The following is an 11,558-nucleotide window of genomic DNA, read 5'->3' as shown; positions in this document are numbered from 1 at the left end:
GCTGAGCGCAATCCCGTCCACATCGAGGAGGTCCCATGAGCACCGCCGCTCCCGCACCGATCGAGGCGATCTCGCGCGCCATGCTGCTGCTGGTCGAGCTGTCCGCGGTCGGACCCGACGGTGCCTCGCTGGCCGCCCTCGCCGAGCGGGCCGAGATCAACAAGTCCACCGCCTACCGGGCGCTGAGCACGTTGAAGACGCACGGGTTCGTCGCCCAGGTCGACGGGCTCTATCGGCTCGGCCCGGCCGCGGTTCGCCTGGGTGAGCGGTTCCTGGCGACCGAGAATCTGGCCGGGTTGCTGCACGATCCGCTGACCGTGGTGGCCGAGGAGCTGGGGGAGATCGTGCACCTGGGGGCACTGCAGGGCGCCGAGGTGGTCTATCTGGACAAGGTCGAACCGGCCGGGGCGATGCGCGTCTGGTCCGCGGTCGGCCGGGTGGTGCCCGCCGCGGTGTCGGCGATGGGCCGGGCGATGCTCGGTTTCTCCGATGTGGACCGCTCGATGCTGACCGGTTACCTGGCCGTGCTGCCCGGGTGGCTCAGCCCGGATGAGGAGCACATCTGGCGGGTGATCTGCGATGCCCGGCGGACCGGGTACGCCACCGAGATCCGGGAGAACGAGCCGGGGGTCGCCTGCCTCGCGATTCCCTTGCTGCGTGGGCGTACGCCGATCGCGGCGGTCTCGCTGACGGCGCCCGCGGAACGGCTCACCGCCGAGGCGATGCCGACGGTGCACCGGCGACTCCTGGCGGTGCTGGAACCGTTGCTGCCCGCCGGGTTGAGTGTGCCCAGCGCCGGCTGAACACCGGGCCCGCGGATCGCCCTTCGTTGGCCTGCCAGGGGTCCCGCTACAACGATTCGGTTCTGCCTACGTGCGGTATGCAGATCAGGATCGATCGGCCGGGATCCGGCAACCGTTCGGGTTCAGGAACCGAGCACCTCGGCCAGGTCGAACCGCACCGGCTGCTCGAGCTGGTCGAAGGTGCACGAGCGTGGATCGCGGTCGGGGCGCCAGCGGACGAACTGGGCGGTGTGCCGGAAGCGATTCCCTTCCAGATAGTCATATTTCGCCTCGACGACCAGCTCCGGGCGCAGCGGGGTGAACGACAGATCCTTGCCGTTGTTCCACCGCGACCCCTCACCGGCCCGCGGGGTCCGGTTCCCGGCCAGCTGCTCGGCCCAGGCCCACGGATGCTCCTCGAAACCACAGACCAATGGCTGCAGCTCGGCGTACAACTCCTTGCGCCGCGCTGCCGGGAATGCGCCGATCACCCCGAGCGAGGCGAGGTTGCCGGCATCGTCATAGAGGCCGAGCAGCAGCGAACCGATCGCCTCCGGATCGTTCTTGTGGGTGCGATATCCCGCGACCACGCAGTCGGCGGTGCGGACATGCTTGATCTTGTTCATCACCCGCTTGTCCGGCTGGTACGCCTGCTCGGGATCCTTGGCGATCACCCCGTCCAGCCCGGCCCCCTCGAAGAGTTCGAACCAGCGCTCGGCGGTCTGCTCATCGGTGGTCAGCGGGGTGAGATGCAGCGGTGGTTGCAGATCGGTGAACAGCTCGACGAGCAGCTCCCGGCGTACCCGGAACGGCTCACCCATCAGATCCCGATCACCCAGCGCGAGCAGATCGAAGGCGACGAAGCTCGCCGGGGTTTCCGAAGCCAGCTTGGTGATCCGGCTGACCGCGGGATGGATGCGCTGCTGCAGCACCTCGAACTCCAACCGGTTCTGCTCCGGGTCGGCGACCACGATCTCACCGTCCAGCACACAGGAGGTGCCGAGCTGCTCGGTGAAGGTCTGGACCAGCTCCGGGAAGTAGCGGGTCAGCGGCTTCTCGTTCCGGCTGCCCAACACCACCTCGTCATCACCGACGAACACGATCGAGCGGAAACCGTCCCACTTCGGCTCATACCAGCGTCCCGCGGGGATGCTCGGCACCGATTTGGCCAGCATCGGCTTGACCGGGGGCTGGACCGGACCGGAAACGGGCATGACTCTCCTTTGCTCAACTGGGACCATCGAACCATGACAACCCGAATCTTCGCGGCGATCTTTCCGCCGCCGCAGCTGATCGAACGATTGGAGGAATATGTCGGCCCGCGCCGCGAGGTCGACCACCGGCTGAACTGGGTGCTGCCCGAGCAGTGGCACCTGACCACGCTGTTCATCGACGACTGCCCCGAACGCAGCATCGAACCGCTGCTGGAGCGGCTCGGTGAGATCGCCGCCCGGACCACCCCGTTCCGGGTACGCCTCGGTGGCGCCGGCTGCTTCCCGGACCCGACCTCGGTGCGGGTGCTCTATCTGCAGGTCGCGGAGGGGGCCGACGAACTCGCCGCACTGAGCCGGACCGGGCGGGCCGCCGCCAGCACCGTGGGTGCCGAACCGGACGGCTCCCGGTTCACCCCGCACCTGACGATGGCGCGAGCACGGCGCCGGTTCGAGGCCACCAAGTGGCTGCGAGTGATCGACTCCTTCGGCTCCTTCGAGCTGACCGCCGACGAACTGGTGGTGGTGCAGAGCCACCGCCGACAGGGACCGGGTGGGCGATCCCGCTACGAGATCCTGCAACGCCTACCACTCGGCAGCCAGGAACTGAGCGGGTTCACCACCTGAGATGGAACGGGACCGGTGGGGGTGCTGGCTAGCGTGTGACGCGCCCGAGCGAAGGAGAGGAACAGATGTCCGAGCAGCCCGCCGATCAGCCCACCCCCGACTACCGTCCCGAGACGCTGATGGTGCATGCCGGGCAGGAGGAACCGGACAGCGCCACCAATGCGCGTGCGGTGCCGATCTACCAGACCACCTCCTACGTCTTCGACGACACCGAGCACGCCGCCGACCTGTTCGCACTGAAGACGCCGGGCAACATCTACACCCGGATCATGAACCCGACGACCTCGGTGTTCGAGGAGCGGATCACCGCACTCGAGGGCGGCGTCGGCGCGCTCGCGACCGCTTCCGGGGCGGCCGCGGTCACCTATTCGGTGCTCAACCTCTGCTACGCCGGTGACAACATCGTCGCGGTTGCCACCCTCTACGGCGGCACCTTCGCGCTCTTCGCGCACACCCTGCCGCAGTATGGGATCGAGGTCCGTTTCGTCGACCCGGATCGCCCCGAGGACCTGGCCGCACAGGTGGATGACAAGACCCGGCTGGTGTTCGGCGAGACGCTCGGCAACCCGAAGGTCAACGTGCTCGACCTGGACGCCTGGTCCGAGGCGGCGCACGCCCAGGGCCTGCCGTTCATCGTCGACAACACCTCGGCCACCCCGCACCTGTGCCGGGTGTTCGACCACGGTGTCGATGTCGCCGTGCACTCCGCCACCAAGTACATCGGCGGCCACGGCACCTCGATGGGTGGCGTGATCGTCGACTCCGGTCGCTTCGACTGGGCCGCGAACGCCGACCGGTTCCCCGGGCTGACCGGCCCGGACGGTGCCTATCACGGTGTGGTCTGGACCGAGGCGGTCGGCGAGGCGGCGTACATCATCCGGGCCCGGACCGTGCTGCTCCGCAACACCGGTGCCACCCTGGCCCCGATGCACTCGTGGCTCTTCCTGCAGGGGTTGGAATCCCTGCATGTGCGGATGGAGCGGCACAGCGAGAACGCGCTGGCGATCGCACAGCACCTGCAGCAGCATCCGGCGGTCGCCTGGGTCAACTACCCGGGCCTGCCGGACAACGCCTACAAGGAGGTCGCGGACCGGATGTTCACCGGCCACGGATATTCGGGGTTGATCTCCTTCGGGTTGAAGGATGGCCGGGCGGCCGGATCCCGTTTCGTGGAAGGACTGCAGCTGTTCTCGCATCTGGCGAACATCGGTGATGCGAAGTCGCTGGCGATCCACAACGCCTCCACCACCCACTCCCAGCTCACCGAGGAGGAGCTGGAAGCGGCCGGCGTACCGGCGGACATGGTGCGGCTCTCGATCGGGATCGAGCACGTGGACGATCTGATCGGTGATCTGGACCAGGCGCTGGAGAAGGCAACCGGTGGCACCAACTGATTGCGGCGTCGGGCAGGTCGGCACCCACCGGGTACGCCTGTTCGACGCCTCCCACCCGTTGGTGCTCGCCAGCGGGGCAACACTCGGCGAGGTGGAGATCGCCTACGAGACCTATGGCACGTTGAACGACGACGCCAGCAACGCGGTGTTCATCTGCCATGCGCTCACCGGTGATGCCCACGCCGCCGGATTCCACGACGGGGCGAAGAAACCGGGCTGGTGGGACAACCTGATCGGCCCCGGCCGGCCGGTGGACACCGACCGGTTCTTCGTGATTGCGCCGAATCTGCTCGGCGGTTGCAGCGGCAGCACCGGGCCGGCATCGACCAACCCGGAGACCGGCCGGGCCTACGGTCTGGATTTCCCGCTGCTGCAGATGATCGACTTCGTCACCGTGCACCGGGCGCTGCTCGACCACCTCGGGGTGTCCCGACTGGCGGCCGCCGTCGGCGGCTCGCTCGGCGGGATGCAGGTGCTCCAGTGGGCGCTCGCTTTTCCTGAGCAGGTGGAGAATGCGGTGATCATCGCTGCCTCCAGCCGGCTCAGCGCACAGAACATCGCCTTCTCCGCGGTGGCCCGCGAGGCGATCATGCGCGATCCCGGATTCCGCGCCGGTCACTATCTCGATGAGGGCACGCTGCCCGAGGTGGGGCTGTCGATCGCCCGGATGATGGCGCACATCACCTATCTGTCCGAGGAGGCGATGGCGGAGAAGTTCGGTCGCCGATTCCAGGACTCGACCACCCCCCGGCACGGTTTCGGCGTGGACTTCGAGGTGGAGAGCTATCTCAACCACCAGGGCGAGACCTTCCTGAACCGCTTCGACGCGCTCAGCTATCTCTATCTGACCCGGGTGATGGACTATTTCGACGCGTTCGCCCAGGGGGAGTCGCTGACGAAGGTCGCGGCCGCCGGGACCCGGTTCTGCGTGCTGTCCTTCGATTCGGACTGGCGGTTCGACACCAGCCATTCGCGGCGGATCGCGAGCACCCTGGAGCGGGCCGGGTGCCCGACCACCTTCCGGGAGATCACCTCGCCGTGGGGGCACGACTCGTTCCTGCTGCCGATCCCCGCCTACCACGACACGCTGCGGGCATTCCTCTCGCTGGCCGGGCCGACCGGGGAGCAGCGATGAGCGATCAGTTGCGCGCCGATCTGGCGCTGGTCGCCGAGCTGATCCCGCCCGGGTCCCGGGTGCTCGATCTCGGCTGTGGCGAGGGTCGGTTGCTGCGGCATCTGATGACCGAGAAGGCCTGCACCGGGACCGGGGTGGACAGCGACGACGAACAGGTGCTGCAGGCGATCCGCCGCGGCGTACCGGTCATCGAACTCGACATCGATGCCGAACTCGACCACTTCGCCGACGACTCCTACGACACCGTGGTGCTGTCCCGAACGATCCAGGCGGTCCGCCACCCGGGCCGGGTGCTGCCGGAGATGGCGCGGATCGGACACCGCTGCATCGTCTCGGTGCCCAACTTCGGCTGGTGGCGGAACCGGGTGTCGGTGGTCCGCGGCCGGATGCCGATCTCACGGGACCTGCCCTACACCTGGTACGACAGCCCGAACGTCCGCTACACCACCCTGACCGACCTGGAGGAGTTCTTCGCCGCCTCCGGATTCGCCGTGGAGCAACGGATCGCGCTCACCGACGACGGTCGACCGTTGCGCTGGCAACGGGGTGCGAACCTGCTCGCGGGTTCGGCCGTGTACGTGCTCACCCGCGCCTGACGTTCCACGTTCCTCGAGTAGGGCGCGCAGCGCCCGTGTCGAGAGGAACCCTGCGGCGCAGTTCATCTCGACACGCAGCGCGCCCCGGCTTCGCAGGCGAAGCCGGGACGCTGCTACTCGATGAACGCCCGGGGTCAGCGGACCAGTTGGACGCGGGTCGGGACGTGCGGCTTGTACCGCAGCTCCAACCCCGCTTCCTTCGGCGTGCGGTTGGCCTTGTTCAGGTTGCACGGGCTGCACGCGGCAACCGTGTTCAACCACGAGTTCGGGCCACCGCGCGACTGCGGCACCAGGTGGTCCACGGTGTTGGCGTAGCCACCGCAGTAGGCGCAGACGTGCCGGTCACGCTTCAGCACACCACGCTTCGTCCATCCCGGCGGGCGGGTGTAGAGGAAGGTGGTCTTGACGTACCGGATCAGGCGGAGCACCAACGGCCAGGGGTAGGGGCCGATCTCGTGACCCTCACGCGCCTCCTCGACGATGGCCACTTCACGCACCAGCATGCCGATCGCGTGCTTCACCGACACGGTGTGCAACGCGGTGTTGTCCGCGTTCAACACCAGTACTCCGCTCATTGGTTCTCCTCCTCTCCGGTCACATCGATTCAGCTGTGGACAAACAAAAACCGCCCTGCGCGCAGGCAGGACGGTGGACACATGCTGACCCCGAGGCATGGACCTCAGGGATCAACCCGGACACCCGTCGATGGTGCGGCGGCGCAGGCAGGGGCGAGCGAGCACACCCCGATCGTGCTCTTCGGCGTAGGCCATCGGACACAGGCTGATCATTCGGTGCTCCTCCTTCCCGGAAGTTCTTGTCGGTCGCGGACCAGTTTCCCCGCAAGCGGGTACTGACCCGGAAACAGGATAGTTGCGGGTCGGAAAACTGTCAGCAACATTTCGGGATCGATCCAGACCTCGAGCCGATCGGCCAGCGTGGGCCCAGCCCATCCGCTCCCAGATTCCGATGGTGGCTGGGTCATCTCGACACGGTCGCCATTGCTCCGCTTCGCTGCGCATGGCGACCTACTCGATGAGCGTGTAGTGCTACCTGGCGAGGGCCTTCAGGACGCGTTCGGCGCTGGAGCCCAGCCCCAACCGGGTCGTGAGTTCGGCGAAGGCGTCCGGGTCGGCGGGGGCCGACGGCAGCTCCAGATCACCGGGCTGTACGCCCAGGTCGAGATCCCGGCGTACCCGGACCACCTCACCGGCCACCGCCAGATAGTCGGCGGCCTCGTCGAAGCGTTTGCGCTGGGTCCCGGTCATCCCGCTCTCCGGGTCGAGCGCCGCCTCGATCAGCTGATCCAGATCGCCGAACCGGTTCACCAGCCCGGCGGCGGTCTTCTCGCCGATGCCCTTCACCCCGGGGATCCCATCGGAGGTGTCGCCGCGCAGCGCCGCGAAATCGGCGTAGTGGCGGGCGTCGATGTCGTACTTGGCCTTCACCCAGGCGCCGTCGACGACCTGCAGGTTCGACATCCCGCGTGCGGTGTAGAGGATCCGCACCCCGGCGGCATCGTCGACCAGCTGGAACAGGTCCCGGTCACCGGTGACCACATCGCAGGGCACCTGGCTCTGGGTGGCCAGCGAACCGATCACGTCGTCGGCCTCGTAACCGTCCGCGCCGACGATCGCGATGCCCAACGCGGTCAGCGTCTCCTCGATCCACGGCACCTGGTGGGAGAGCCCGTCGGGGGACTCCTCGGCGACCCCGGTCTCGGCGCCGACCCCACCGGCCCCCACCACCGAGCCCTGCTCCGCCGACACCTCCGGGGCGACCCGATGGGTCTTGTAGGAGGGCAGCAGATCCACCCGCCACTGCGGCCGCCAGTCGTTGTCCCAGCCGGCGGCGAGCTGGGTCGGGGAGTGGTCGGTGACCAGCCGGGCGATGAAGTCCAGCAACCCACGGACCGCGTTCACCGGCTGCCCGTCGGGGGTGCGGATGCTGTCCGGCAACCCGTAGAAGGCACGGAAATAGAGGCTTGCGGTGTCCAGCAGCATCAGCTTGGCGGGCGCGGTCTCGACCATGCCCGCCATCGTGTCAGAAACCGTTCCCCCTCGGCTGGCAGGATTGACGCCATGGAGGACACCGACCGCAGAATCCTGGCGCTGCTCGCCGCCGACGGCCGGATGTCCTACACCGATATCGGCCGCGAGACCGGCCTCTCCACCTCCGCCGCCCAGCAGCGGGTACGCCGCCTCGAACAGCGGGGCGTGATCACCGGGTACACCGCCCGGATCGACCCGGCCGCCCTCGGCCAGCTGATCACCGCGATCGTCGCGGTCCGCCCCAACGACGCCAGCCAGGCCGACGACATCCCGCAGCGGCTCACCGAGATCCCCGAGATCGTCTCCTGCTACACCGTCGCGGGTGATGCCAGCCATCTGCTGGTCGTGCAGTGCGACAGCCCGACCGATCTGGAGCGCTTGCTGACCCGGATCCGGACCACCGCCCGCGCCGCGACGCACACCACGCTGGTGCTGTCGGTACCCTTCAGCGACCGACAGCACATCGCCGTCGACCAGAGCCAGCCATGACCGGGAGCCCGCGTGACCGTTGAGAGCGTCGCCTCGACCGGCGCCGGTTTCGTGCTCACCGGCGTACCGCTGCTGCAGCGCCCCGGCGCCGACGCACTCGCGGTCATCGGTGGCCGGATCGCCTGGCTCGGCCCGAGCGAACGGGCCGGCTCCCTCGGCCTGCCGGTGCGCCACCTCGGCGACCAGGCGGGGGAGCGGCTGCTGCTCGCCCCGGCCTTCGTCGATGCCCACGCGCACGTGCTGCTCACCGGCCGCGGCCTGGCCGGACTGCAGATTGGCCGCAAGGAATCGGCCGCCGAACTGCTCGGTGCGCTGGCCCAGACCGTCGCCGCCCGGCCCGGTGCGCTGGTGCACGGCCAGGGCTGGGACCACACCCATTGGCCCGAAGGCCGGCCGCCGACGATGGCCGAACTGGATCGGGCCGCCGCCGGCGCACCGGTCTTCCTGACCCGGGTCGAGATGCACTCCGCGCTGGTCTCCAGCGCGCTGGTCGACCGGGTACCGGGGCTGGCGGACGCCGACGGATTCGACCCCGGCGGCTGGATCAACCGGGACGCGTTCGCACTCGCCTCGCAGTCGATCGCCGGCATGTTCACCGACGACCAGCGCCGCGAACAGGTCGCCCTGGCGCTCGGCCAGGCCGCCCGCAACGGCATCGGTTCGGTGCAGGAGATGTCCGCCCCGCACATCAACACCCTGGCCGAGCTCGAGCTGACCCGGCAGGTGGCCGCCGGGTTGGGCGTACGCCTGCCCGCCTGGTGGGGCGAACTCGCCACCCCCGAGCTGCTCGACTGGGCGCGGGCCGAGGGCCTGGTCGGCCTCGGCGGCGACCTCAACCTGGACGGCGCGATCGGATCCCGGACCGCCTGCGTCACCGGCGGCTACCACGATCACGGCTCCAGCGGATTCCTCTATCTGGACACCGAAACCGCGACCCGGCACATCGTCGACTGCACCGCGGCCGGGCTGCAGGCCGGCTTCCACTGCATCGGTGACACCGGGGTGACCACCGCCGCCCACGCCGTCGCGGCGGCCGCCGACCAGCTCGGCGTCGACCGGATCCGCGCGATGCGGCCGCGGCTGGAGCACGCCGAGATGACCAGTGACCGGGCGATCGCGCTGATGGCGCGCAACGGCGCGGTGGCCAGCATGCAGCCGATGTTCGAGGCCTGGTGGGGTGGCCCCGGCGGGCTCTACGAACAGCGCCTGGGCGTCGACCGGGAGCCGATGAACCGGTTCGCCTCGCTGCACCGGGCCGGGGTCCCGCTGGCCTTCGGCTCCGACACCCCGGTCACCCCGTTCTCCGGCTGGGAGGTCGTCTCGGCCGCCGGTCAGCACTGGGTGGCGGGGGAGCGGTTGCCGGTCGCGGAGGCGTTCGCGGCGACCACCGTCGGTGGGCACCGGGCCGTCCGGCAGGCCGACCGTGGCCTGCTCGAGGTCGGGCAGGCCGCCGACCTGGCGCTGTGGGTACTGCCCGAACCGCTGGTCGACGGCTGGCCCGAACTGTCGGCGTACGCCCCGCTGCCGACCTGTCTGGCGACCCTGGTGGACGGGGTACCGGTTTTCGACGAGCGGGGCCTGTTCGCGGAGGTGAGCCGATGAGTAGCCGGGCCGAACACGGGGATCCGAAGCGCTGGCCGCGTGGCCTCCGGGCGGTGGCGCTGCTGGCCGCCGGTGCGGTCACCGGCCTGTCCTTCCAGCCCACCGCCTGGTGGCCGCTGCAGACCCTCGGCGTCGCCGCGCTGGTGCTGCTCCTGGACCGCCGCACCGGCTACCGCAAGCGTGGCTTCGGCGCCGGCTATCTGTTCGGGCTCGGGCTCGGTGCGGTCAGCCTGAACTGGCTGCGGGTGCTGGTACCCGGCGCCGGGCCGGCGATCGCGGCCGCGCTGATCGCCTTCGAGGCGCTGTTCTTCGGGCTGCTCGGGATGGCCCTGGTGCTGGTCCGGCGGCTGCCCGGCTGGCCGGTCTGGATGGCGTTGTGCTGGGGACTGTGCGAGTGGATCTACGGCCGGGTCCCGTTCGGCGGCTTCGGCTGGATCCGGCTGGTGTACGCCCAGGTCGACTCCCCGCTCGCCGGGTTGCTGCCATTCCTCGGCGTCTCGGGGGTGTCGGTGCTGGCCGCGCTGGTCGGCACCCTGCTCGCCTGGTGGCTGCTGCGGGCCCGCCGGGTGCGCCGACTGGTCACCTTCGTCGCGGTGCTGGCGGTGCTCGGCGGCCTCGGGATGGCCGGGAAGAGCTACCAGGTGGAACCGGCCGCGGGCACCGGCAGCGTCACCATCGGCATGGTGCAGGGCAATGTCGACGGGGTCGGGATCGGCGGCATGGGCCGGGCCCGCTCGGTCACCAACAACCACTTCTCCGAGACGGTGAACCTGATGGCCCGGGCCCGCACCGGCACGGTAGCGATGCCGGATTTCGTGCTCTGGCCGGAGAATTCGACCGACATCGATCCGACCACCGACTTCCAGACCCGGCAGGTCGTCTCCGCCGCCAGCCAGATCGCCGGCGTACCGATCCTGGTCGGCGCGGTGATGGAGGGGCCCGGTCCAGACGAGCGGCAGACCAGTGCGCTGTGGTGGAACCCCGACCAGACGATCACCGCGCGCTACAACAAGCGCAACCTGGTGCCGTTCGGTGAATACATCCCGTTCCGCAACGAGCTGCTGCCGCTGATTCCGCTGCTGCAGCTCGTCGGCGCCCAGTCCATTCCCGGCACCGACCCCGGTGTCATCCAGGGCCGGTTGAACGACGGCAGCACCATTCGGGTCGGCGACGTGATCTGCTTCGAGCTCGCCTACGACCGCACGGTGCGCGAGGCGATCAACGGTTCGGAGGTGCTGGTGGTGCAGTCCAACAACGCCACCTACCGGCGTACCCCGCAGATCTATCAGCAGTTCGCGATCACCCGGGTCCGGGCGATGGAGGCGCGCCGCGAGATCGTGGTCGCGACCACCAACTCGGTGTCCGGGCTGATCGACCGGGACGGCCGGGTGATCGAGCAGACCGAGGAACTGACCTCGGCCTCCAACAGCTACACCATTCCCCGCCGCGAGGCACTCACCCCGGCGATGCGGTGGGGCGGGTCGGTCGACCTGCTGATCAACCTCGGCGCGATCGGCGCGCTGCTGGCGGGGATCGGCGTACGCCTGGTCACCCGGCGGCGGACGCCCGCGGGCCCGGATCGGACCACCGAACCGGCGACCGAGACCGCCGGAAACGCGGCACGCGGTCGCGGCAGCGACCTACCCTTGGCGGAATAGGACAAAATGGGGCGGA

General features: G+C 69.3%; 11 protein-coding genes. 8 read left to right on the top strand and 3 right to left on the bottom strand.

Features of this window, described 5'->3' with window-relative positions; all coding sequences use genetic code 11:
- Positions 1 to 35 precede the first annotated feature (35 nt).
- Positions 36 to 803, top strand: a complete 768-nt coding sequence (locus C8D81_RS04280; protein ID WP_094401282.1) for an IclR family transcriptional regulator — start codon at positions 36 to 38, stop codon at positions 801 to 803.
- A 122-nt stretch (positions 804 to 925) separates the two neighbouring features.
- Here C8D81_RS04280 and C8D81_RS04275 read toward each other — a convergent pair whose 3' ends face one another.
- Positions 926 to 1,996, bottom strand: coding sequence for an ATP-dependent DNA ligase (locus C8D81_RS04275; protein WP_094401284.1), 1,071 nt, complete (start codon positions 1,994 to 1,996; stop codon positions 926 to 928).
- Positions 1,997 to 2,029: 33 nt separating this feature from the next.
- On the opposite strand from C8D81_RS04275, the gene thpR reads away from it, so the two are divergent.
- From thpR to metW, 4 genes are all read left to right on the top strand, one after another.
- On the top strand, positions 2,030 to 2,620 hold the full coding sequence (thpR, locus tag C8D81_RS04270) for an RNA 2',3'-cyclic phosphodiesterase (RefSeq protein ID WP_094401286.1): 591 nt from the start codon (positions 2,030 to 2,032) through the stop codon (positions 2,618 to 2,620).
- 65 nt (positions 2,621 to 2,685) lie between these two features.
- Positions 2,686 to 4,014 carry an O-acetylhomoserine aminocarboxypropyltransferase/cysteine synthase family protein gene (locus C8D81_RS04265; protein WP_094401288.1) on the top strand — a complete coding sequence of 443 codons (1,329 nt, stop codon included), beginning with the start codon at positions 2,686 to 2,688 and terminating at the stop codon, positions 4,012 to 4,014.
- Positions 4,001 to 5,149, top strand: coding sequence for a homoserine O-acetyltransferase MetX (gene metX, locus C8D81_RS04260; protein WP_094401290.1), 1,149 nt, complete (start codon positions 4,001 to 4,003; stop codon positions 5,147 to 5,149). Before C8D81_RS04265 ends, metX begins: the two co-directional genes overlap by 14 nt.
- Entirely contained in the window at positions 5,146 to 5,745 is a 600-nt protein-coding gene (gene metW, locus C8D81_RS04255) for a methionine biosynthesis protein MetW (RefSeq protein WP_094358544.1), read from the top strand. The genes metX and metW overlap by 4 nt, the downstream gene beginning before the upstream one ends.
- 134 nt (positions 5,746 to 5,879) lie before the next feature.
- Here the strand turns inward: metW and C8D81_RS04250 are convergent, their stop codons facing one another.
- Together C8D81_RS04250 and C8D81_RS04245 are read right to left on the bottom strand one after the other, a co-directional pair.
- Positions 5,880 to 6,320 (bottom strand): HNH endonuclease, encoded by a 441-nt coding sequence (locus C8D81_RS04250; protein WP_094358542.1) that lies wholly within the window; start codon positions 6,318 to 6,320, stop codon positions 5,880 to 5,882.
- A gap of 471 nt (positions 6,321 to 6,791) precedes the next feature.
- Positions 6,792 to 7,772, bottom strand: a complete 981-nt coding sequence (locus tag C8D81_RS04245) for a 5'-3' exonuclease (RefSeq protein WP_229237914.1) — start codon at positions 7,770 to 7,772, stop codon at positions 6,792 to 6,794.
- A 51-nt stretch (positions 7,773 to 7,823) separates the two neighbouring features.
- Between C8D81_RS04245 and C8D81_RS04240 the strand changes: the two genes are divergently transcribed.
- The 3 genes from C8D81_RS04240 to lnt are packed head-to-tail and all read left to right on the top strand — an operon-like array spanning position 7,824 to position 11,542.
- Entirely contained in the window at positions 7,824 to 8,282 is a 459-nt protein-coding gene (locus C8D81_RS04240) for an Lrp/AsnC family transcriptional regulator (protein ID WP_094358540.1), read from the top strand.
- Between the two features lie 12 nt (positions 8,283 to 8,294).
- A complete protein-coding gene (locus tag C8D81_RS04235) occupies positions 8,295 to 9,884 on the top strand; it encodes an amidohydrolase (protein ID WP_094429626.1) in 1,590 nt (529 codons plus the stop codon).
- Complete coding sequence (gene lnt, locus C8D81_RS04230) at positions 9,881 to 11,542, top strand: apolipoprotein N-acyltransferase (RefSeq protein WP_094429625.1); 1,662 nt, start codon at positions 9,881 to 9,883, stop codon at positions 11,540 to 11,542. The genes C8D81_RS04235 and lnt overlap by 4 nt, the downstream gene beginning before the upstream one ends.
- The last annotated feature ends 16 nt before the right edge of the window (positions 11,543 to 11,558 follow it).

It is taken from the genome of Enemella evansiae, assembly GCF_004362375.1.
GTDB classification, from domain to species: Bacteria; Actinomycetota; Actinomycetes; order Propionibacteriales; family Propionibacteriaceae; genus Enemella; species Enemella evansiae.
This window is presented reverse-complemented; position numbering and strand designations above follow the sequence as displayed.

What these genes read in the sequence shown, in the direction of transcription:
- C8D81_RS04280 (WP_094401282.1), top strand. Translation starts at nt 36, where the DNA reads ATGAGCACCGCCGCTCCCGCACCGATCGAGGCGATCTCGCGCGCCATG.
- C8D81_RS04275 (WP_094401284.1), bottom strand. Translation starts at nt 1,996, where the DNA reads ATGCCCGTTTCCGGTCCGGTCCAGCCCCCGGTCAAGCCGATGCTGGCC.
- thpR (WP_094401286.1), top strand. Translation starts at nt 2,030, where the DNA reads ATGACAACCCGAATCTTCGCGGCGATCTTTCCGCCGCCGCAGCTGATC.
- C8D81_RS04265 (WP_094401288.1), top strand. Translation starts at nt 2,686, where the DNA reads ATGTCCGAGCAGCCCGCCGATCAGCCCACCCCCGACTACCGTCCCGAG.
- metW (WP_094358544.1), top strand. Translation starts at nt 5,146, where the DNA reads ATGAGCGATCAGTTGCGCGCCGATCTGGCGCTGGTCGCCGAGCTGATC.
- C8D81_RS04250 (WP_094358542.1), bottom strand. Translation starts at nt 6,320, where the DNA reads ATGAGCGGAGTACTGGTGTTGAACGCGGACAACACCGCGTTGCACACC.
- C8D81_RS04245 (WP_229237914.1), bottom strand. Translation starts at nt 7,772, where the DNA reads ATGGTCGAGACCGCGCCCGCCAAGCTGATGCTGCTGGACACCGCAAGC.
- C8D81_RS04240 (WP_094358540.1), top strand. Translation starts at nt 7,824, where the DNA reads ATGGAGGACACCGACCGCAGAATCCTGGCGCTGCTCGCCGCCGACGGC.
- lnt (WP_094429625.1), top strand. Translation starts at nt 9,881, where the DNA reads ATGAGTAGCCGGGCCGAACACGGGGATCCGAAGCGCTGGCCGCGTGGC.